This is a genomic window from Clostridium sp. AM58-1XD (genome assembly GCF_003464085.1).
Classification (GTDB): domain Bacteria; phylum Bacillota; class Clostridia; order Lachnospirales; family Lachnospiraceae; genus Lachnoclostridium_A.
Genome location: NZ_QSDR01000019.1, coordinates 22,773 through 45,095 on the forward strand (window position 1 = coordinate 22,773; position 22,323 = coordinate 45,095).

General features: G+C 44.8%; 21 protein-coding genes. 18 read left to right on the forward strand and 3 right to left on the reverse strand.

Annotated features, from left to right (window positions below):
- Nucleotides 1-12 precede the first annotated feature (12 nt).
- The 9 genes from DXA13_RS12735 to DXA13_RS12780 all read left to right on the forward strand — a co-directional run bounded on the left by DXA13_RS12735 (nt 13) and on the right by DXA13_RS12780 (nt 11,262).
- Nucleotides 13-531, forward strand: a complete 519-nt coding sequence (locus tag DXA13_RS12735; protein ID WP_118244900.1) for a Tad domain-containing protein — start codon at nt 13-15, stop codon at nt 529-531.
- 321 nt (nt 532-852) lie between these two features.
- Complete coding sequence (locus DXA13_RS12740) at nt 853-2,124, forward strand: AAA domain-containing protein (RefSeq protein ID WP_181995663.1); 1,272 nt, start codon at nt 853-855, stop codon at nt 2,122-2,124.
- Nucleotides 2,094-3,413, forward strand: coding sequence for a DEAD/DEAH box helicase (locus DXA13_RS12745; RefSeq protein ID WP_118244902.1), 1,320 nt, complete (start codon nt 2,094-2,096; stop codon nt 3,411-3,413). The genes DXA13_RS12740 and DXA13_RS12745 overlap by 31 nt, the downstream gene beginning before the upstream one ends.
- 655 nt (nt 3,414-4,068) lie before the next feature.
- Entirely contained in the window at nt 4,069-5,448 is a 1,380-nt protein-coding gene (locus DXA13_RS12755) for a phenylacetate--CoA ligase family protein (RefSeq protein ID WP_118244904.1), read from the forward strand.
- Nucleotides 5,449-5,478: 30 nt separating this feature from the next.
- The gene (locus DXA13_RS12760) at nt 5,479-6,312 is read left to right on the forward strand and encodes an ABC transporter ATP-binding protein (RefSeq protein ID WP_118244905.1); all 834 of its coding nucleotides are present in this window, start codon (nt 5,479-5,481) and stop codon (nt 6,310-6,312) included.
- 11 nt (nt 6,313-6,323) lie between these two features.
- Nucleotides 6,324-8,801 (forward strand): FtsX-like permease family protein, encoded by a 2,478-nt coding sequence (locus DXA13_RS12765; protein WP_243009109.1) that lies wholly within the window; start codon nt 6,324-6,326, stop codon nt 8,799-8,801.
- 48 nt (nt 8,802-8,849) lie between these two features.
- Nucleotides 8,850-9,446 carry a cyclophilin-like fold protein gene (locus DXA13_RS12770; RefSeq protein WP_118244906.1) on the forward strand — a complete coding sequence of 199 codons (597 nt, stop codon included), beginning with the start codon at nt 8,850-8,852 and terminating at the stop codon, nt 9,444-9,446.
- A gap of 18 nt (nt 9,447-9,464) precedes the next feature.
- Nucleotides 9,465-10,544, forward strand: a complete 1,080-nt coding sequence (locus tag DXA13_RS12775) for a C45 family autoproteolytic acyltransferase/hydolase (RefSeq protein WP_243009110.1) — start codon at nt 9,465-9,467, stop codon at nt 10,542-10,544.
- 88 nt (nt 10,545-10,632) lie between these two features.
- Complete coding sequence (locus tag DXA13_RS12780; protein WP_118244948.1) at nt 10,633-11,262, forward strand: LysE family transporter; 630 nt, start codon at nt 10,633-10,635, stop codon at nt 11,260-11,262.
- A gap of 349 nt (nt 11,263-11,611) precedes the next feature.
- Here the strand turns inward: DXA13_RS12780 and DXA13_RS12785 are convergent, their stop codons facing one another.
- A complete protein-coding gene (locus tag DXA13_RS12785; protein ID WP_118244907.1) occupies nt 11,612-12,790 on the reverse strand; it encodes an IS110 family transposase in 1,179 nt (392 codons plus the stop codon).
- Nucleotides 12,791-13,079: 289 nt separating this feature from the next.
- Here DXA13_RS12785 and DXA13_RS21855 point away from each other — a divergent pair, with 289 nt between their 5' ends.
- Nucleotides 13,080-13,634 (forward strand): cyclophilin-like fold protein, encoded by a 555-nt coding sequence (locus tag DXA13_RS21855; protein ID WP_243009111.1) that lies wholly within the window; start codon nt 13,080-13,082, stop codon nt 13,632-13,634.
- Nucleotides 13,635-13,735: 101 nt separating this feature from the next.
- Nucleotides 13,736-14,908, forward strand: a complete 1,173-nt coding sequence (locus tag DXA13_RS12795; RefSeq protein ID WP_118244908.1) for an iron-containing alcohol dehydrogenase — start codon at nt 13,736-13,738, stop codon at nt 14,906-14,908.
- A gap of 156 nt (nt 14,909-15,064) precedes the next feature.
- On the opposite strand, the gene DXA13_RS12800 is transcribed toward DXA13_RS12795, so the two are convergent.
- A complete protein-coding gene (locus tag DXA13_RS12800) occupies nt 15,065-15,949 on the reverse strand; it encodes a LysR family transcriptional regulator (RefSeq protein WP_118244909.1) in 885 nt (294 codons plus the stop codon).
- Between the two features lie 291 nt (nt 15,950-16,240).
- On the opposite strand from DXA13_RS12800, the gene DXA13_RS12805 reads away from it, so the two are divergent.
- Genes DXA13_RS12805 through DXA13_RS12815 form a run of 3 tightly spaced genes read left to right on the forward strand, consistent with a single transcriptional unit; the run spans nt 16,241 to nt 18,617 of the window.
- Nucleotides 16,241-16,480 carry a hypothetical protein gene (locus DXA13_RS12805; RefSeq protein WP_118244910.1) on the forward strand — a complete coding sequence of 80 codons (240 nt, stop codon included), beginning with the start codon at nt 16,241-16,243 and terminating at the stop codon, nt 16,478-16,480.
- 60 nt (nt 16,481-16,540) lie between these two features.
- Nucleotides 16,541-17,395 carry a DUF3737 family protein gene (locus tag DXA13_RS12810; RefSeq protein WP_118244911.1) on the forward strand — a complete coding sequence of 285 codons (855 nt, stop codon included), beginning with the start codon at nt 16,541-16,543 and terminating at the stop codon, nt 17,393-17,395.
- Between the two features lies 1 nt (nt 17,396).
- Complete coding sequence (locus tag DXA13_RS12815) at nt 17,397-18,617, forward strand: MalY/PatB family protein (protein ID WP_118244912.1); 1,221 nt, start codon at nt 17,397-17,399, stop codon at nt 18,615-18,617.
- On the opposite strand, the gene DXA13_RS12820 is transcribed toward DXA13_RS12815, so the two are convergent.
- Nucleotides 18,587-19,498, reverse strand: coding sequence for a LysR family transcriptional regulator (locus DXA13_RS12820; protein WP_118244913.1), 912 nt, complete (start codon nt 19,496-19,498; stop codon nt 18,587-18,589). The genes DXA13_RS12815 and DXA13_RS12820 overlap by 31 nt on opposite strands.
- A 212-nt stretch (nt 19,499-19,710) precedes the next feature.
- On the opposite strand from DXA13_RS12820, the gene DXA13_RS12825 reads away from it, so the two are divergent.
- The 4 genes from DXA13_RS12825 to DXA13_RS12840 are packed head-to-tail and all read left to right on the forward strand — an operon-like array spanning nt 19,711 to nt 21,977.
- Complete coding sequence (locus DXA13_RS12825; RefSeq protein WP_118244914.1) at nt 19,711-20,256, forward strand: flavodoxin; 546 nt, start codon at nt 19,711-19,713, stop codon at nt 20,254-20,256.
- Complete coding sequence (locus DXA13_RS12830) at nt 20,228-20,638, forward strand: cupin domain-containing protein (protein WP_118244915.1); 411 nt, start codon at nt 20,228-20,230, stop codon at nt 20,636-20,638. The genes DXA13_RS12825 and DXA13_RS12830 overlap by 29 nt, the downstream gene beginning before the upstream one ends.
- Before the next feature lie 25 nt (nt 20,639-20,663).
- Complete coding sequence (locus DXA13_RS12835) at nt 20,664-20,978, forward strand: carboxymuconolactone decarboxylase family protein (RefSeq protein ID WP_118244916.1); 315 nt, start codon at nt 20,664-20,666, stop codon at nt 20,976-20,978.
- Nucleotides 20,979-21,014: 36 nt separating this feature from the next.
- On the forward strand, nt 21,015-21,977 hold the full coding sequence (locus DXA13_RS12840) for an aldo/keto reductase (RefSeq protein WP_118244917.1): 963 nt from the start codon (nt 21,015-21,017) through the stop codon (nt 21,975-21,977).
- The last annotated feature ends 346 nt before the right edge of the window (nt 21,978-22,323 follow it).

Sequence of the window (22,323 nt, forward strand, 5' to 3'; positions counted from 1 at the left end):
AGGAGGCATAATATGTTGAAAGGTACCATAAAAAATGTGGTGGAGAAAGAAGAGGGCAGCGTCATGGTGTTTGGCGCGTTTGGAATTGTCCTTTTGCTTATGTTTATGGCTGTTATGGTAGACATGGGGCTGTACTACGTAGAGCGTAAAAAATTAGAGACTGCTGCAGATTATATGGACGATGAAGTAAGACAGATGCTTCCTTATTATTCATATGCTGATGATTATCAGGAGACAATGAAGAATGAATTTTACGCAAATATGAATGAGCTTGGCTATACGTCCGCCAATATAGACAATCTCCGCATCAAAAGAACATATGGAAGCAATACTGGAAATCCGCTTATTTCGGTGCAGCTGAACATTTCCTTAAAAGATACATACCACTGCATATTTTTGCCGGTTATCGGAATATCGGAACTGAAGATTCATGTGACCAACAATCAGATAGTACATTATAATGTGGATAAAATCTATAAAGAGGGAATGCCCTGTGTAGAATGGAAAGAGGGTATCGAGCTGACAGATTAAATTAACTAAATATTTTATGGGAAATAACAGAACCGGGGGTGCCGCAAAATCATCAAAAACAGATGATTGAGCGGCACCTTCCTGTGCTTAAAATATCCGTAATTAAGGCAGTATCCGGTATGTCCCGGAATCTCTCTTTTTAGTAAGATACTCCCACGTCTGCATTTGAATACGGGTTAAACGAACGGATCCATGAGGAAAGCACACTAACCACATAACAGAAAATCTGATCTCCAGATAGCAAAAACAGGTATAATATGGTAAAATAAGATCAGTAAATTTCTTAACGGAACAATGATTACAAATGAAAAGGACCTCACTATGGATAGAAAACAAGATCTGGTCTCATGTCTGCGTTACTCCAAAGAAAACCATGTACTGCTTGAAATCACGAGCGCCAATGGCAAGAATTTTCCAATTCAGGTGACTGAATTGAAAGAAGACATGGTGCTCTATTTATTTTCCAATGGGACAGAAGGAAAAATTCGCTTATCCAATATTCAGAATTGGAGATTTATTAATCCTGAAGACCAGGAAAAATATGAAGAACAGCAGGTTGCACAGTATTTTTCCATACAGGAGCCAGGTAAGCGGATTCAGCACTTTCAACAGTATTATCAGGAAATTTTGATGAAGCTCCAGCGTAAGCAGGCGGAAGGATCAGTCGAATATGGATTTTATGATTTTCGCCTTCGTACATATGCCCAGATGTTTACGGGACTTTTATGGAAAAGGAATAACCTGCTGCTGAGTTATCTGATGGGGGATGGAACTCGTCTGGCAAAAGGTTCTTTAAAAAAAGAGCCTCTCCTTCTCCTGCAGCAGTCCAATCTGTCACAGAAGAGCGCAGTACATGCGGCGTTGGAAAACAGGGTATCTGTTATAGAGGGACCGCCCGGAACGGGTAAAACGACAACCATTATCAGCATAATTGCCAATATGGTTTATCGTGGACAGAAAGTGCTGATTGTGTCCAAGAACAATTCTGCCATAGATAATGTGGCGGAGGAATTGGAGGCAATTCAGCTGCCTGATTTTTATGTCCGCATGGGTAACGAGAAGGTGATGAAGAGCGCCGGTGCAAGGCTCAAGGAAAAATTAGATCGGTATAAACAGTCCATAGATGAATTACGGGACAGAAATAACTCGATAGATGAACTTCAGAATGAAGATAATGGAGATCATCCTGTAACGGAAGTTTATCAAAAATTAACGGTGCTGGAGGAAAAACTTAATCGGCTGACTGCCGCATCCAATGAACTGGATGAGCTTAAAAATCAGCTGAAGCATTTGGAAAAGAGAAGGGAAGCCTATGGGTTCAGCCGTCATGAAAAAAAGATAAGCAGACGTGTAACAAGATCTGAAAAGGCAAAACGAAAACTGGACTTTCTGTCCGAATTGTCTGTCAGGCTTGAGAGAGGGGAGATGCCAGGATTATTCCGTCAGCTTTTCCTGCTGATAGCATACAGAGAATCGTTGGACAATTTCCGAACGAACGGAATCTGTCAGATCCTTTTTTTAGAAGAAGCGTACCTGCGCCTCGGATTGAAGAGCTGGAACGGATGCTTGAAAATGAAAATCTGGAAACACTGAAAAGCCATATCAGAGACATTTACATCAACGAATATATTCCGCTTTCCAAAAAAATAATAGAGAATACGCTTGCGGTACAGTTTATTCCCGGCAGCTTTGAAAGTCTGTACGATGTTGTGGATCAGGCAGAGCGTTTAAACAAGACAGAAGGCATAATGAAAGAGGTAAAAGACCGGCTGCTGGACGTATTTCCGGTTGTACTTACTACGGCTGACGCCGTTCAGAGTAATTTTTATACAAACATCAAGAATGATAATCCGATTGACTGTATTGTTATCGATGAAGCTTCTCAGTGCGATATTCTGTCGGCACTGCCGCTTCTGTATCTGGCCAGACGAATTGTGGTGGTAGGGGACAGTAAGCAGCTGGAAGCGATTAAAAATCTGGAACTGGAAGAAATTGAGACTGAAGTGGAAGACGGGTGGGATTTTGTCAGAGAGAGTTTCCTGACTACAATCACAAAAACTCTTCATCCCGTTTCCAATATGCTGTTGGAGCATTACCGGTGTGATTATAATATTATTAATTACTGCAATAAATATTTTTATGATAACCAGCTTTTGATCTATCGTACCACAACGGGCCATTCCATGGTTTTAATCGATAACGATAAGGGAAAATATGTGGAGCAGGAAGAGGGCTCTTTTTACAACAGCCGGGAACAGGAGACGATCAGCCAAAAAATCGGGGATGATGTATCACACACTTTCATTATTACCCCTTTCCGAAAACAGGGAGAAAAACTGAGCAGAAGGTATGGAAAACAGCGATGTGGAACAATTCATACGTTTCAGGGCAGAGGTGAGTCGGAAGTATGGTTCAGCACGGTGTTGAATGATACGCAGGAGGCGAAACGCCATTTAGCAGGGAACCACAATCTGTTCAGCAGAGAGTTAATCAATGTTGCCGTATCCCGGGCAAAAGACAAATTCAGTATGGTCGCGGATGTGGAATTTTTTAAACAGTATGACGAAAACGTAGCAAACCTGATTGAGTATATAGAGACATATGGAGAACGAATTCCGGATAAAACGGTCTGCCTGTTCGATTATCTTTACCGGCAGATGCCTCTTTATAAAGCAGTGGGAACGATCGATAATCCATTTGAAGAAGCGCTTTGGAAGTTTCTTAAGTCTTATCTGCCGAAACTGGAACATTTTGAATGTTCCATGAAATTGCCGCTGGCTGCAGTAGTGACAGATGGAAATTATCTGGCGCAGAATCCTGATGTGAAGCGCTATATAGAAAACCATGCACATCTGGATTACATCATTTATGATACGAGCTGAACCGGCCGGTTCTCGCCATTGAGCTGGACGGAAAATACCATAAGGAAAAAGTGCAGATGGAACGCGACCAAAAAAAGGACGAGGCGCTCCGGCATATGGGGATTCCTCTTTGGAGAATACGTTCAAAGGAGGCCTGGAGCGAAGCACAGCTGCGGGAGACGCTGGATCAGTATCTGGAAAAGTTTATATATTTGTCAGGTGGTTGTTATTCCGATGAATTATGTATTCATCGTACAGCACCTGATATGAGAAAAGACAGGCTGTATCATGCCTGCCTTTTTAATTTCACAAAAAAAGTTCGTACTATGAAAGAAGAGCCTTTTCGGCAGGACAGTAGAGTACATTTGCTCTGGCATCAGCTGTTGGCAGAGTTGCATACCATACATTTATGCGTAAATTTTCTGGAAGTAATATGCTGAAAAAGCATGCAACACTATTTGATATAGGCATTTGATATTTTAACGATGCGGTATTAATATGGTGATAAAGACAGGAATTGTCGTTTGTGGAGTTTCTACAGATCTATTGGACCGAAAAATAGAGGATTGGATGGAACCAGGGCGGTAGAGAAGAGAAGGAGGAAACTGGCATTGTACGATTGCGAAAACCAGCTGTTCATGGAGTGAAAATGAAGAAATCGAAAGGGGAATGTGTTATGAATTATATAAAGTTGTTATGTGATTTATATCAGATGAAAAGGAATGTGGGAAAAACCCGGGAGGAGATCAGAAAACTTCAATCTAAAAAGCTGAAGGAACTGCTTCTTTATGCATATGATCATTCGGAGTATTATCGCAAAACATTCGAGAAAGCGGGTATTACGAGAAAACTGATCCCTATTATGCCGCTTTCTGCATTTCCCATACTGGACAAACAGCTGCTGCTAGAACATTTTGACGAACTGGTTACTGCATCCGATCTAAAACAAGAGGATTTGCGCAGATACGACAAAGAAGTGATCCCTTCCCATTTACATTCGGCAGAAGGCGGGAAGAGCAGGGAACAAAAGACATTTAAGGGGAAATATCATGTCGTTCATTCTTCGGGCAGTACTGGTACACCAGGGTATTTTGTATACGGCGAGAGCGCGTGGGAACAAATGCTGCTGGGAATTATCCGGGCCGCCCTGTGGGATATGACTATGCCTGAGATATGTAAACTCTTATGGAAAGGACCGCGGATTGTATACATCGCTGCAACTGACGGCCGCTATGGAGGTGCTATGGCTGTAGGAGATGGAATTAAAGGCGTCCATGCAAGTCAGCTATTTCTGGATGTAAAAACTCCTCTTACGGAATGGATCCGTCAGATACAGGATTTTAAGCCGAATATGGTAATCGGATATCCGTCTGCCATTAAAATTCTGGGAGAACTTGTGGAAAATAAAGAGGTGGAGCTGCAGGCATTCCGGGTCATTTCCTGCGGGGAACCTCTTGGCGCAGGCTTAAGAAAGTATCTGGAAGAAACATTTAAAGCAGACGTGGTGAATATTTACGGGGCCAGCGAATCCCTAGCTCTGGGAGTGGAGACCAGCCATGCCGACGGAATGGTTTTGTTTGATGATTTAAACATAATAGAAGTGGAGAACGGAAGTATGTATCTGACCTCCCTTTACAACTTTGTACAGCCGTTAATCCGTTACTGCATATCTGATCAGCTGAAATTAAGAGAACCGGATGAAAAGAATCCATATCCTTTTACCATGGCTGGCAATATCACGGGGCGGAATGAGGATTTGATGTGGTTTGAAAATGAAGGCGGCAGCAGGGACTTTCTTCACCCTCTTGTAATCGAGGGATTCTGCCTTAACGGGCTGCTGGATTACCAGTTCCGCCAGTTGAGTAAAACCTCGTTTGAGATGCTTGCAGAGGTGTCGGACGGGAGACGAATTCATGAAATACGTTCTGAAATGATAAAGCAGATGGGGCAGATACTGAAAGAGAAACATCTGGAATATGTAGATTTCTCCATCCGTTTTGTAGATGAGATTCGTCCGGACAGGATGACGGGAAAAAAACGGCTGATTGTAGCGTAGGAGGCAGTACACAAAAATGGAGGAAATACATTGAAAGAAGTAATATTATCTGCCAAAGAGATCACCAAAATATTTGGAAAGAGAAATGAGACGGCGCCAGTCTTGGATCACGTGACTTGCGATATCTATAAAGATGATTTTACCATTATCATGGGACCGTCAGGCGCTGGAAAGTCAACGCTTCTGTATACGCTCAGCGGAATGGATGAGGTGTCCGGCGGTAAAGTGGTCTATAAAGGAAAAGTAATCAGTCGTTTGAACGAAAAACAGATGGCGGATATCCGTTCTCATGAATTTGGATTCGTGTTTCAGCAGACGCACCTTGTAAGCAATCTGACGCTTTTGGAAAACGTAGCAGTTGCAGGAATGGTCGGAAAACCACATTTGCATGTGTCCGGCAAGAAGTCTGGAAATCCCCCCTCGCATATGTTCGGCGGGAAGTTTGGCAGTTCACGCCTGGATGATGGAATATGGCGGAGGGCGGAAACCTTATTGGAACAGATGAACGTCGGATTCGCCGGAAAAAGGCTGCCTGCGGAAGTTTCCGGCGGAGAGGCACAGAGAGCGGCGATTGCGCGGGCGATAATTCATGAACCGGAGCTCATTTTTGCAGATGAACCGACCGGAGCTCTTAACAGGCAGAACACTTTGGAAGTGCTGAATCTGCTTACAAATTTAAATAAAGAAGGGCAGAGCATCCTGATGGTGACTCATGATATAAGGGCGGCAATCCGAGGAACGAGGCTCCTCTATCTGGAGGATGGAAAAATTCTGGATGAGCTGGAACTGCCGGTCTTTCATTCTTCAGACGAAAGAACAAGAGAAGCCACGGTAAATGAGTGGCTGGCTTCGTTCCAATGGTAGGAGGATTCTCTATGGAGTATAAGATTTTACTGAAAGCTGATTTAAAACGGCATAAGGGAAGCCTGACAGGGATTTTCTTCCTGATTTTGCTCGTTTCGTCATCTTTAGGAACCGTGCTTTCGATTTGGACGAATTCAGAGAACTATATTCGGGAGGAAATTCATCGGGCTGGATTCGGAACGCTGACTGCGTGGGTATCAGGCGTACATGATATGGAAGAATTAACCGGCAGTATAACAGATTTGGAGGAAGTCGACCGCGTAGAAACGCAGGATGTAATCTATTCAGATTATACGGTAAACGGTCAGAAATCGGACAGCGAGGGACAATTAATTTTATTTGACGGAAATGAAAACAGATATCGTTTTTTTAAAGATGACCGTTTTTCCTATATAGAAGAGAAAGCACCTCTCACATACAATCGTCAAGAGTCTCAGTGGAAAGAAGGGGAAATCGTCCTTACAGCTGATTCAGGGGAGGCAGAAAACTCTTCTGCTATAACAGACGTTTGGCGGAAGGCGGTACCGGAAATTTTACCGGGAGAGGTTTATGTTTCGCCGGCCATGGTATCTATGTTCGGAATCCAGGAAGGGGATGAAATCCATTTTGCAGTCGCGCGATCCGGAATTTCCGCTTCATTTACCGTAAAGGGATTTTACGAAGATCCATTCATGGGCAGTTCCATGATCGGTATGAAAGGATTTCTTATTGGTAAATCGGATTATGAGAAAATTGAAGAAAATATACGGAAAGCCGGGATTGACGGACTGGCAAGGAGCGGAGCAATGCTGCATATTTTCCGGGAAGAAGGAAGCACGGTCACTGTTTCAGAATTAAATGTTCTGATGAATGAACAGACAAAGCTGCCGGAATATACGGAATTTGTTCACAGTGAAGGAGCCATTGCCGGATTCATGCTCATCCTTCAGAATGCATTTAGTGGTCTGTTAACTGTCTTCGCATCAGTGCTTCTGTTCGTAGTCATAGTAGCTCTGGGGCACGGCATCAGCAGTTCTATCGAAGCGGACTATGTGAATATGGGAATCTTAAAGACCATTGGCTTTACAGGGAAAAAGCTGCGCCGGATTCAGATGATACAATATCTGGCTGTGATTCTTTCCGGGATGGCCGGCGGGCTGACCACCGCTGTGTTTCTCAGCAAAATCGTAAGCAGGGCGGCACTGACAATAACCGGTGTCAGGATACCAACTGGTCTTCCTCTTGTCTGGTGTTTTCTGGTATTTACCTTGATTTTATTGATACTTACCTGTTTTATCGCATTGAAAACAGGGAGAATCAACGCAGTCTCTCCTATGAAGGCAATCAGGGGAGAGACAGAAAATTCAACAGGAAAAGGAATAGAAAAAGGCTCCGTGCCGATTTTCAGCAGGCATTTAACGGCCAGTCTGGCTGTGCGTCAGCTGGTATCTGGAAAGCGTAAGTACGCAGGTGCCTGTACGATAGCCGTTCTTCTTGTATTCTTCGCCACTGTGGTCGGGCGCATGAATTCCTGGCTTGGATCGGAGGGCCAGGGGATGATGAGCGCGTTTAATCCGGCTGATCATGACATCGGTATTCAGGTATCTGGCCGCCATACAGCGGAGGAAGCGGAAAGTCTGGTCCGTTCTTATACAGAAATTACGGACCGTTATCTGCTTGCCATGCCGGGAGTATCAGTAAACGGGATCGATTATACGGCAAATGTTATTTCTGATCCGGGCAGGTTCCATATTGTAGACGGAAGAACCTGCCTGAACGAGGATGAAATCGTACTTACAGAATTTGTAGCCTCTGATTTGGGAGTATTTGTCGGAGACGACGTTACGGTGCAGGCGGACAGCGGTAGCCAGGAATATACGGTATCAGGGATTTATACTTGTGCCAACGACATGGGTGACAATGTGGGGATGAGCCGGGAAGGCTATCTGAAAATCGGACGGGATCGTCCGAATATCTGGTGCAGCCACTATTTCCTTGCAGACGCTTCTAAAAAAGAAATCGCTGCAAAAGCGCTGGAGGCCGCCTATGGAGGGGATGTCCACGTCCATGAAAATACATGGCCGGGACTTGATGGTATGATAACCGCCATGCAGGCGCTGCTGGTGTTTCTGTACGCGATGGTAATAATATTTATTATGGTGGTCACGGCTATGACCGGCAGTAAAATACTTTCGGATGAGCGAAAGGATATTGGAATTTATAAGTCGATTGGTTTCACCAGCGGACAGCTCAGAGGGGCCTTTGCCCTGCGGTTTGGCATGGCTGCCGTAACAGGTTCCGTGACTGGAACAGTTCTGGCGGCGTTACTGACGGATCCGCTTGTATCTTCAGTGATGAAAATGGCAGGAATCAGCAGCTTTTCTTCTGGCTTTACGCCAGGAAATACGCTGTTTCCAGCGGCGGCAGTCATCCTGCTCTTCACAGGATTTGCCTATGTCATATCCTGGAGAGTGAAACACACAGATTTGACAGTACTGATTACCGAATAACAGATAAATTTATTTGTGCCCTAAAGGCAGTACAGGAAAGGAATAATTATGAAAAAAGACAGATTAAACAGAACTTCATATGTACTGGCGGCGGCAGTTCTGCTTGCCGCTGTAATGACCGGTTGCGGCCGTAACGATGAGATTCAAAAGGAAAACGGTGGTCTGACAGGAGATATGGGCGTGGGCAGCAACCAGAACGGCCGTACGGCTGGTCAGTCTGGAATTCAGACAGTGGGAACGGAGCTGGAAGTCCGGTTTGGAGATGACGGAGAACCGTTTATACTCCACTTGGAGGATAATGGAACCGCTGAAGCGGTCGCCAGACATGTGGGGACTTCTGACTGGAGACTGCCGATTTATCACTATGATGATTATGAGAACTGGGAAGTGATGCAGTATTATGATATTCCAGACAGATATGAAATCCCATCCAATGCGGAAACTGTGACTTCAGAGAAAGCGGGAGAAGTATATTACTCCGAACCGAACCGAATTGTCTTGTTCTATCAGGACGGATCGGTTACAGGAGAATTGACGAAGATTGGCAGTATTGCGGATACGGATGAATTCCGAAAGGCAGTTGAAGATAATCCAGTACTGGAAGGCTGGGGAAATAAGATTGTCTTAATCAGCAGTCGTAATTAAAGGAGACAGAATACCTATATGCACCAAAATAGAAAGAAAATAAAGAATAGAACAAGAGTCCTTCTGACGATATTCATAATCATATCTGCAGTTGCCATCTATATTTACTACCGTATCAGAACAGGGGTGATTTCAGCGGTAAGGATACAGGAACTGGAGGATGGATTTTATTACATGGAGTTCAGCGGAGATTATGGATTTGAACGTTTTCTGGATCAGGGAGGTGGGGAATCGGACCAGGATGTGGCAAAATTCGTTGCCCAGGATTTATTCAAAGGCCTGATTTCTCCTGAATTTTTAAATAACAGTTTCGGCTGCAGTACGTTGACAGCACGAGGCACAGAAGGCGGAATGATGTATGGGAGGAACTTTGACTGGATGGAGTGTACGTCTATGGTGGTGAAATCAAAACCGACACATGGATATGCATCCGTATCCACAGTAAACCTGGATTTCCTGGACTTTGGAGTGAATTATGATCCGGATCAAATGGTATCCAAGCTTGTGTCGGCAGCGGCTCTTTATGCCCCAATGGATGGAATCAATGAGAAGGGACTTTGTGCGGCGGTATTGATGATAGAAGACTCTTCTGTCACAGAGCAGGATACGGGAAAGCCTGGAATTACAACTACGACTGCTATTCGTCTTCTCTTGGATCAGGCGGCCGATGTAAAAGAGGCAGTCCGGCTGCTCGAACAGTACGATATGCATTCGTCAGCCGGTATGATGCTTCATTTTGCTTTGGCGGATTCTTCCGGACAATCGGTAGCCATAGAATATGTCAATAACGAAATGGTGGTGATTGAAACACCTGTTGTGACTAATTTTTACCTGGCGCAGGGAGAGAAGTACGGAATCGGAACGGAACAGTCCCATACACGATATGAAATGCTGACGGAGCGGTTAAAGACAAAATCTTCCATGAATATGGAAGACATGAAAGACGCTATGAAGAGTGTCAGTAAAAATAATTTCGGAGAATTTGCTTCAACGGAGTGGACAGTGGTATACAGTCAGGACAGCGGAGAAATCAGATATTATCACAGGGAGAATTATGACAGATACTATACATTTTCCATTCGGCCAAACACGGAATAATGGGGCAGAAGACTTTGTGCAGCAGCCGTTTCAGATGAGTCGGACAGGCATTTATTTGCTGTTCTTACGAGGGGAAAGGACGAAGGGGATGATAGGGAACTATTTGATAAAAGGATTTGTGATAGGGATTGTATTTGGAGTACCCGTTGGTGTGGTCGGCGTGTTATCCGTCCAGAGGGGGCTGACTTATGGCCCAGCTGCTGGTTTTATGACCGGAATGGGATCTTCTGTGGCAGATGGAATCTATGCATGTGTCGGAGTATTTGGAATCACCTTTATTTCAGATTTCCTGCTAAGGCATCAGGACATAATCTGCTTGGCGGGCTGCCTGGCGGTGACCGCCATTGGAATTAGGGGGGTCAGAAAGGCAGAAACGATGGAATGGAAGGCTGCGCGGCAGACAGAAGGCTCCGGGAATCTGGCTTCGTGTTTTCTTACATCATTTGCCATAGCCATTACCAATCCGACCGCAGTTCTGTCCTTCATGGCAGTATTTTCAATGTTCCGCATTAAAGGGACGGAAACGCTGGGAGCGAGGATGGGACTGATTGCCGGAATATTCGGCGGTACGTGTCTATGGTGGTTTGCGGCCGCTCTGATTGTGAGCCGGTTCAGGGAGCGGGTAACAGGAGACATTTGCGTGAAAATGAACCGGATTTTTGGTATTCTTATGGTTCTGTTCGGGATGGGTATTGGGATACACATGCTTTTGAATTAGACGAAATCAACGATTGATCGGAGGGAGAGACAAAGAATGACGGGATTCAGTCGGCCCAGAGCCTGATCTATACTTATCAGCGGGAATTGTGGGAGAATAATTGGAGGCAGGGGGTACATACGGAGCTGACGGAGGAGATCGAGAAAAGCGATAAAGTTCCGTTTGATAAGATGGAAATATTCTTGAAAGAGGCAATGAAGTAATGAAAAACTTAGAATAAAAGAACCGAAAGACCAACTATCAAAAGTCAATAGGTAAATGAAAAATATTTTTTGAATATTGGAAGCATTTTTATGCACTACAAAAAGACCTACAAAAGCAAGTAGAAAAAAATATAGATGAATATTTGTTACTCTTGTGGTGCTTGCACCTCATAAGGAACATCGTTTTTTAGCACAGCATAAATGGTGTAGCATAACTTACGGGCAACTGCACCAACAGCAACATTGTGATGCTTTCCCTCCATGCGTTTCTTTTGATAGTAAGCTTTAAAAACAGGGTCAGTGTTAGAGGCAACAAAGGCAGCTCGAAAGATAGCCTTGCGTAAATAAGGTGACCCCCTTTTACTCATATGATTGTTGGTGGATTCATATTCACCGGATTGGAAAACAGAGGCATCTATTCCAGCATAGGCAACAAGCTTTGCACCATTGCTAAAGCGATTGATGTCTCCAATTTCACCAAGTATGGTGGCTCCAATTACATTGCCGATTCCCGGAATTGTAGTAATGGGAGTTTGAATGTTTTCGAGAAGCTCTGCCATTTGTTTTTCTACATCAGATACCTGCTTTTCTATAAAGTTGATTTGCTCAATCAGAAGCTTTAGCTGAAAAGAAAAGCTCTCAACACAGAATGTAATACCAAAGGAAGTCTTTGCTAAGGAAGATACATCTTTGAATTTTTTGGCAGCATAGCCCTTTAAAGTGACTTGAGACAAAAGTTCTTCTAATTGTTCCGATGTCACATCTTCATAATCCGAAGGGGAATTTAATTGTAGCAAAAGTTCCTTTGATGTTTTACCAAAGATATCGGAGAAAGCGTGATGGTATTCAGGGAAGATTTGATCCAGAACACAAATGGTTTTTCTTTTGAGGTCACCAATAGAGCCGACGAGATAGTTTCGAAAGCGTGATAAATTACGCAAAGACATGGTGTCTTCGTCAGCAAGAGAGGTTTCCAAAAAGTCACCATAGCGGATAAAATGAGCAATTAGAACCGAATCAATAATGTCTGTTTTACGTTTTCTGATTTCAGTTCCTTTCCGCCAACCATCGGTTTGAATGGGATTGATGACATGCACAACCAAGTGATTTTCCACAAGGAAGGAATAAAGAGAAAGCCAGTAATGTCCAGTGGCTTCCATGCCAATTTCAAGTTCTGCCACATAGGGAGTGATTTTTTCCAGAAGTGTGGCTGCTCCATCAGAAGTGTTGGAGAAAGAATGAGCTTTGAAAATAACCTTCGCTTTTTCATCTATAAGGGAAGCAACATGTGTATTTTTACCGATATCAATTCCTAAGTAAAACATAAGCAGCACCTGCCATAAAAGTATTTTAGATAGGTTCCACTGACTGGTAAACGTTACTGCCTTATTGTATATGCGAAGTACCCATTAGGGTCAACATCCAACTGATTCGTAAACTTGTTTACCAGACAGAGGCATCACTCTTTCAAGGACGAGATCATGGTCTCAAGGAGGACTCGATGTCACTCTATCTAATGAAACAATTATACAGGATAATCCTGAATAATTATACAGCTAACAAAGGATTATAGGTTACCTTTATCAACCTAAATACATTATATAAGGAGGACGTATGAGAAAACGATCTATTTTAAGCCTGTTTCTGCTGGCTGCCCTGCTGACGGCATGCAAGGGAGATCCGGCCAAGGCATCAGCACAGATCATCCGTGGGGCTTCGGAGACGGAGGCAGGAAAAACAAAGATATCGGCAGAAGCACAAGGGCTGGGAGCAGAAGGCACAGAAAAAGGAGGAACGGATGATGAAGATTCTATGCAGATCCTGGTGCAGTGGAACGGACATACGATTATTTTTGAACTGAATGGCAGTCCAGCGGCCAGGAGCCTGTACAGCCAGCTGCCGCTGAATGTTGAGATCGAGGATTACGGCAGCAATGAGAAAATTTTCTATCCTCCAGACGAATTGGAAATTGGGGATACACCTCTCACAGAGGGCGGAGAGAAAGGTGGTCTGGCTTATTTTGCACCATGGAAAGACGTGGTCATGTATTATGGGAGCTTTGGTTCCTATAATGGATTGTATGATCTGGGAACGGCCATATCCGGAAGTGAATGGATCGAAGAGCTGTCCGGCAAAATTTTGATTGAACCGGCAGAAAAGCCGGTATAAAAAAAGAAATGACAACAAAATTAAAAAAAGTATTGACCTGAAGTTAGGTTTAGGTACTATAGTCATAACAGAATCGATTCAAATACAGGAGGAAATAAGATATGTTAGGAAACTTTGTATATTCCAACCCGACGAAATTATATTTTGGAGTGGACTCATTAAATGGTCTCAATGAAGAACTGCAGAAGTATGGAAAAAATGTACAGCTTGTGTACGGCGGCGGTTCCATCAAGAAAAACGGGATCTATGATCAGGTGACTGCTATTTTAAAAGCAAACGGGAAGGAGATCATTGAAGACGGCGGTGTTATGCCGAATCCAACCGTGGAAAAGCTTTATGATGGCTGCAGAATTGCAAGAGAGGGAAATGTGGATCTCATTCTGTCTGTGGGCGGCGGTTCATGCTGTGATTACGCAAAAGCGGTTTCGATTTCGGCCTACTGCAAAGAGGACCCGTGGAAAAAGTACTATCTGAATTTTGAAGACGTGGATGATGACACAAAAATCATTCCGGTAGGATGTGTGCTGACTATGGTAGGCACCGGTTCTGAAATGAACGGCGGAGCTGTTATTACAAACCACGAAAGTAAGCTGAAAATCGGTCATGTTTTTGGAGAACGTGTATTTCCTAAGTTCGCTGTCTTAAATCCAACGTTTACCTATTCGCTCTCAAAATATCAGATGACAGCCGGGTTTTACGACATTTTAAATCACATCTGCGAACAGTATTTTTCCGGTGAGGATGATAATACGTCGGACTACATTATGGAAGGCCTGATGAAATCCCTGATTCACAGCTCCGTAATTGCGGTGAAAAATCCAGAGGATTACGAGGCGAGAAGCAATATCATGTGGACAGCAACATGGGCGCTGAACACTCTGGTTGCCATGGGTAAATCGACGGACTGGATGGTGCATATGCTTGGCCAGGCAGTCGGCGCCCATACGGATGCAACTCACGGAATGACTCTGTCAGCCGTAGCCCTGGCATATTACCGTTATATTATGCCTTATGGACTGGAGAAGTTTAAACGGTTTGCGGTAAATGTCTGGAATGTGAACCCGGATGGAAAGACAGACGAAGAAACGGCCTTGGCAGGTTTAAGTGCGATGGAAGACTGGATGAAGGAAATCGGAGTCGTTATGAATATCAGTGAGCTTGGTGTGACCGAAGATATGCTGGACGGCCTGGTACAGAGTACCCTTGTGATGGAGGGCGGCTATAAAGTGCTGACAAAGGATGAAATCCGGCATATCTTTCAGGAGAGCATGTAAATACAGCATGTAAGTACAGTATGTGAAGAAAGCATTCGAAACAGCGTGAAAACAGTGTGGAAATGACACGTTGTTTCGGAAAAGGGCGCTGAAGACAATGCCTGAATTGAGTCCGGCAGCGCACTTTTCCATATCGAAGAAATCAGACATGAATGATCAGCTGTGCTGGAACGCCTCCTGCACCCGTTTGAGAAAACGGTCGGCAGCTCCAGAAAAGACCTGATATTTTTTCCAAACAATATCCAGCCTGGCCTCCATCTTAGGCTTCAGCGGGCGGAAACAAAGACGGCTGTTTTCTGATGTATTGACCAGTTTATCAAGACACAGAGCACAGCCCATGCCTTCTTCCACCATAAGAGAGGCGTTGTAAACCAGGTTATAGGTAGCTGTGATGTTCAGTTTGTCAAAATCTTTTTTCAGCCAGCCGGAAAATTCATTGCTGATCGCAGTCTGCCGGGAGGTGATGATGGGAAGATCCCATATATCTTCCGGCCGTATGAAATCATGAGCAGCCAAGGGACAGCTTTTGGGCATTAAAAGACCCCATGTATCCGTAGCAGGCATACGGATATAATCATATTTTTTCATATCTGCAGGCTCGATCAGGATTCCGAAGTCCAGAAGGCCTTTATCCAGCCGTTCCGTCACATCGTCTGCATTTCCGCTGAACAGGTGATATCGGATATTAGGGCAGGATTTTTGCAAATCTGTCGCAATTCTGGCAATCTGTCGCATGGCATCGGTTTCCCCGCCTCCGATGTATATATCTCCGCTCACGATTTCATCCGGCGCCGTCAGTTCCGCCTCCGTCTTATCAACCAGATCAATGATTTCCGCTGCCCGTTTTCGCAGAAGCATCCCTTCTTCAGTCAGAGTAATTCTACGGTTTCCGCGTATTAACAGCTTTTTTCCGATCTCTTCTTCCAAATCCATGAGCTGCCGTGACAGGGTAGGCTGTGTCATATGGAGGGATTCGGCCGCTCCTGATATGCTTTCTTCCCGGGTAACGGCCAGAAAGTATCTTAAAACACGAATATCCAATGTGATTTCCCCTTTCTCAATAATGTTTTCAGTGAGCTATATGTTACTGATATTATAGTGAAAAAAATATATGCCTGTCAAGTATAGGAAATCATGTAATATAAGTATTTGATATGAAATCCCATCTGGATTACAATTAAGACATAAATTGAGAAGAGGTGGAATTCATGAATAGACGCAGAGCATTAATGATTTTGACGTCAGGTGGCGGCAGGACGCTGAACACAGAAGGGTGCAGCAGAGGCGGGCGACGTACTTCTGATTGTCAAATAAGTCAAGTGAGGTGATATCATGGCAGAATATATGGAAGATTCTGCTGCGGTCATCCGAAATCTTGAGGATGCCGGATGCGGCAAAAGGATTGTGGAACAGTTTATGAAATTGGGGAAGACAGGAGAGAGGCAGGGCCAGCTGAGCCTGCTGGAGAAACACAGAAGAAATCTGCTGGAAAAGGTTCATAAAAGTGAAAAACAGATCGACTGTCTGGATTTTCTTGTTTTCCAGATGACAAGAGGAATAAATAAGAAATAAACTGCCGGGAAGCGGCAGAAACAACATTCAATTACTAATATTTAGGAGGACAAAGACAGAATGAAAAATATCAATCAGAAATATTTAACAGGAGAACGGGCGTTGTTTCAGGGTGAGGACTTGAAAATCTGCGATACGACCTTTGCAGATGGAGAATCCCCTTTAAAAGAAAGCAGAAATATTGAACTTTACGGCAGCATGTTTAAATGGAAATATCCATTGTGGTACAGCAGGAATATTAAACTGGAGGACTGCGTGGTGTTCGATATGGGGCGTGCCGGAATCTGGTATACGGAGAATATTTCCATGAAAAACTGTATGATCGAAGCTCCGAAAAACTTCCGTCGTACCAACGGAATCCAGCTGGACCGGGTAACGATGACGAATGCGGCAGAGACTCTGTGGAGCTGTGACAGAATCAGGATGAACCAGGTAACCGCCAAAGGCGATTACTTTGCCATGAACAGCAGCAACATCTACATCGACGGCTTCGAACTGGTAGGGAATTACTCCTTTGACGGAGTAAAAAATGTGGAAATCCACCATGCGAGAATGCTGTCCAAAGATGCTTTCTGGAACAGTGAAAATGTAACGGTTTACGATTCTTTTATCTCCGGTGAGTATCTGGGCTGGAATGCCAGGAATCTTACGCTTATTAACTGTACGATTGAAAGCAATCAGGGGATGTGCTACATCGACAATCTGGTGATGAAAAACTGCCGCCTTTTAAATACGACCCTGGCTTTTGAATATTCTACGGTAGACGCAGAGGTGAATAATACGATTGACAGCGTCCTTAATCCAGCTGGAGGAAGAATCCAGGCAGAAAAGATCGAAGAACTGATTATGGAGGCTTCCAAGGTGGATGTGTCAAAGACAGTCATTCAGACAGCTGAACTGAAGGAGGCAGTATAGGATGCGTATCAATCAGGAGGGCGGCCCTTGCGCGGAGCGTTCCAGCTATCACTTTGAGGAACTGAAGGAACGGCGCGGAACAGGTTCCATGAAATGGGATGTTCCGGAAGGCGAACTGCCCATGTGGGTGGCGGATATGGATTTTGAAGCCGCCCCGGAAATAAAAGAAGCGATCAGGAAGCGGGCGGAACATGGAATTTTTGGATATACGGTGGTTCCGGATACATGGAGAGAGGCGGTCGCCGGCTGGTGGAAACGCCGCCATGGCTATGAGATGGAGAACGGCTGGCTGATTTTTGCTACAGGTGTGGTTCCTGCGATCTCCAGCGCTGTCAGAAAGTTTACAACGGCTGGAGAGAATGTACTGGTACAGACGCCAGTTTACAACATTTTTTTCAATTCGATCCGGAATAACGGACGCAATGTTCTGGAAAACAGGCTGTTATATGACGGCAGGACTTACCGGATTGACTGGGAGGATTTAGAAAGAAAGCTTAGAGACCCTCAGACATCGATGATGCTCCTGTGCAATCCTCACAATCCCACCGGTATGATCTGGACCAGGGAAGAGCTGGAAAGAATCGGAAAACTCTGCGCCGCTAACCATGTGAAGGTGCTGTCAGATGAAATCCACTGTGATTTAACCGAGCCGGGATATGACTACATGCCATTCGCAGCAGTATCGGAAGAATGTGCGCAGAACAGCATAACATGCATTGCGCCTACAAAAGCGTTTAATCTGGCAGGACTGCAGACGGCCGCAGTGATGGTGCCGAACGAAGATTTACGTCATAAGATGGATCGGGCGCTGAACACGGACGAGGCAGCGGAGCCAAATACCTTTGCCATTGACGCTGCGGTTGCGGCATTTACAAAAGGGGATGGCTGGCTGGACGCCCTCAGGGAATACCTGGCAGAAAACAGGAAAACGGTGCGATCATTTCTGGAATCTGAGATACCGAATGTGACATTCGTCCCATCTCATGCAACCTACCTTCTCTGGCTGGACTGCCGCGGCATCATGGGAAATGCGGCGGAATTAGGCAGATACCTCAGAAGTGAAACGGGACTTTACCTGTCGTCAGGCACGGTATACGGCGGAAACGGAGACGATTTCCTGCGCATGAATATAGCATGCCCGAGAGAGCGCCTTCTGGATGGCCTGAAACGGCTGAAAAATGGAATCAAATCCTATGAAGAATATCTGATGGAACAGTGCTGAAGCCTCTGCACCGTTTCCACAAAGCGAAGCACATCTTCCGAAGCCTTAAGGCTGTACAGCAGGCCATAAGGGATACTGTAATCCCAGTTTACGGGAATCGATACGAGGCCGGGATGAACTTCCTGCCAGCATTCAATCGTGAGCAGGACGTTGCCTGTTTCTGCACAGCGGTTGAATACGGACAGATCATAGAACGGGGGCGTGTCTTCAATGGTAATCTGAGGATGATTCATGTTCAGGTCGTTGCGCAGGAAATCATTGACGCCGGAATCCCCCTGTTCTACCATCATCAATGTTTCTCCATGCAAATCTTCAATATTAATTCGCTCTTTGCCGGCAAGACGGTGTTCCCTGGATACAGCCACCATCTTTTTATATCGGCCGAGAGCGAGAAATTTACATCTCGAGAGCCATGCTTTCGAATCACAGACTCCAATCAAAAAATCAAATTTCTTTCCCAACTGTTCAATCTCAGTAAGAATTCCATCATGATTATCTTCAAATGTCACAAGATGCAGCTTATAGTCAGGAAAATCCCTATTCACGCGATACCACAAATCCATAAAAGGCTTTGCAGGGTTCAGAAGCGAAGTGCCTATGCAGAAGGTCGTGTCCCCTGCATGCATGGCGGCCCTGGCGCCTGCAATGGATTTTCTTGAATAGTCAATCATAAATTTAGCGTCCTGATAAATGACAGCACCTGCAGCCGTTACACGGACGCCGGAAGGCGTACGTTCAACCAGCTTGATTTCCAGGTGGTTTTCCAGGGAATTCATCTGCTTCATAACGGCAGTAGGTGAGATGTACAGGCGTTCCGCAGCTTTTGTAAAGCTGCCACAGTCAGCAACCGCTATAAACGTATCGAGCATATGATTATACATGAGAAATCCTCCTGACTTTATAAAATATACCGGGAAATAATCCGGCAGACTGTCCATTCTTTACACGACATAGTATAAACTTTTTGTTTATACAATAATAACATATTGGAGATTCAAAAACAAGGAAACAGAGGGTAGAATGATATTGAAAACAGTGCAAAATCCAGTATGAAGTACAGCTGTAAGATACAGGAGAAAGAGGAGGTGAAATAATGGCGGAATTAATCGCATTTTTTTCAAGAGGTGATGAGAACTATGTGAATGGTGAGATCAGAACACTTGCGACGGGAAATACGGAGGCGGCGGCAGCCGTCATTCAGAAGCTTACGGGGGCAGCACGTTTTAAAATAGAACCGAAACAGGCATATTCCAGGGACTATAACGAGTGCATCGCACAGGCGCGGGCAGATCAGAAACGGGACGCCCGTCCGGAGCTGAAAGCATATCCGGAGAGTCTTGATCAGTACGATGTGATCTATCTGGGCTTCCCCAATTATTGGGGAACGATGCCCATGGCAGTTTTTACATTTCTGGAACATTTTGATTTTACCGGAAAAACGATCAGGCCGTTCTGCACCCATGAGGGAAGCGGAATGGGCAGCAGCATAAAAGATATGAAAAAGCTGTGTCCCGGCGCTTATGTGGAAAATGGTCTGGCGATTCGCGGAGGAAGCGTAAACAGATCACAGAAAGATATTGAAAAATGGCTGTGTACAGGAGGGATAGAAAATGAATCCGGAAGAGATGAGCGTATTTAAGACAGGAAACGCCAATGAGGGGTTTGCAGAGTATTTCGTAGGACAGAGTTATCTGAATATGCTGTCCACAGAGATGGTTAGTATTGGAAATGTGACATTTGAGCCTGGGTGCCGCAACAACTGGCATATTCATCACGCGGATCAGGGCGGCGGTCAGATTTTGCTGGTGACTGCCGGAAGAGGTTATTACCAGGAATGGGGAAAAGAGGCCAGGGAGCTTCGGCCGGGCGACGTAGTCCACATTCCAGCAGAGGTGAAGCATTGGCATGGGGCGTCTGCGGACTCCTGGTTCCAGCACCTGGCTGTTGAAGTGCCGGGAATCAACGGTCGGAATGAGTGGTGCGAGCCTGTTTCTGATGAAGATTACGGAAAACTGAAGTGATTATAAACAGAAAGGAAGGAACAGGATGAAAAAAGTGACTTCAGGAAGAGATCAGCTTGGAGAATTTGCTCCGGAGTTCGCAAAACTGAACGATGACATATTGTTTGGAGAAGTGTGGGCAAGAGAAGATCAACTGTCGGCGAGAGACCGCTGTATCGTCACGGTGACTGCCCTGATGGCAGGTGGAATTTTAGACAGCTCCTTAAAGTTCCATCTCACAAACGCAAAAAACCACGGTATTATGAAAGAGGAAATTGCGGAAATATTGACCCATGCGGCCTTCTATGCCGGGTGGCCGAAAGCATGGGCTGCATTTAACATGGCAAAAGAGATATGGTAGTAACCCACACGTATCTGTAGAAAGGACAGCTTCTATATGGAATATATAAAATTAGGAAATTCAGATATTAAAGTGTCACGTTTGTGCGCAGGATGTATGAGCTTTGGAGATCCTGCCAGCAAAATGCATGCATGGACGCTGAATCCTCAGGAGAGTGAGGAGATAATAAAACATGCACTCGATCTGGGCATTAATTTTTTCGATACGGCTAACTGCTACTCGGCGGGAACAAGTGAAGAGTATCTCGGACGGGCAGTTAAAAACAACGTCGCAAGAGATCAGGTAGTTCTCGCTACGAAAGTCTATTTTAATGAGGGGAAACTGTCAAAGGAAGCAATACCGAGAGAAGTAGAGGGATCGTTGAAACGTCTTGGTACAGATTATATCGATCTTTTAATTATTCATCGTTTTGATTATGACACGCCGATTGAAGAGACAATGGAGGCTTTACATAAGGTGGTTCAGTCGGGGAAGGTCCGAGCGATCGGCGCTTCAGCCATGTATGGATACCAGTTTATGAACATGCAACATGTGGCAGAAATCAATGGATGGACAAAGTTTATTTCTATGCAGAATCATTACAATCTGCTTTACCGTGAAGATGAACGAGAGCTGATTCCGATCTGCGAGGAACAGAATGTGGCTAGAACGCCGTACAGCCCTCTAGCTGCCGGAAGACTGTCACGTCCCACATGGTCTGCCGATACGTTGAGGAGTAGAACGGATGTGACTGCGAAGGGAAAATATGACAAGACCCAGGTCGGTGATATGGAAATTGTCAGACGTGTTGCTGAGATTGCTGAGAAAAAATCTGCAACAATGACCCAGATTGCCCTGGCATGGCAGTTTGCAAAAGGGGTTGCAGCGCCAATTGTTGGCGCAACGAAAGCAGCATATCTCGATGATGCGGCAGGCAGTTTTGATATTGGACTGGATAACAGGGAAATTGACTATCTGGAAGAGCTATATATGCCTCATCATATCGTCGGCGCATTATAAGCTTTTACCGGAATTATACAGGGAATAGCAGTTATCAGGCGGCTGGGTTTGGGACCGGGGTCATAACTGGTGACAGAAAAAGATTGTATCTTTAATAGGGCGCTGCAAATAAGGAATTGGCTGATTCCTTTTTGCAGCGCTTTTTTACTTTCCAGGAAAGGCCTTGCCCATACGCGCCTTCCTGGAAGCAGCGGCAAATGATTGCTATTTTTTCTTTGCTTTGCTATACTTAAAGTAATTATTTGGTATATGAACAAAGGAAAATACCTCTTACCAGGGATTCGTTCTGAAACTCCCTTTCATCAGGAGAGCTGGATGAAATAAAATGGATTTCAGAGAGATGTAT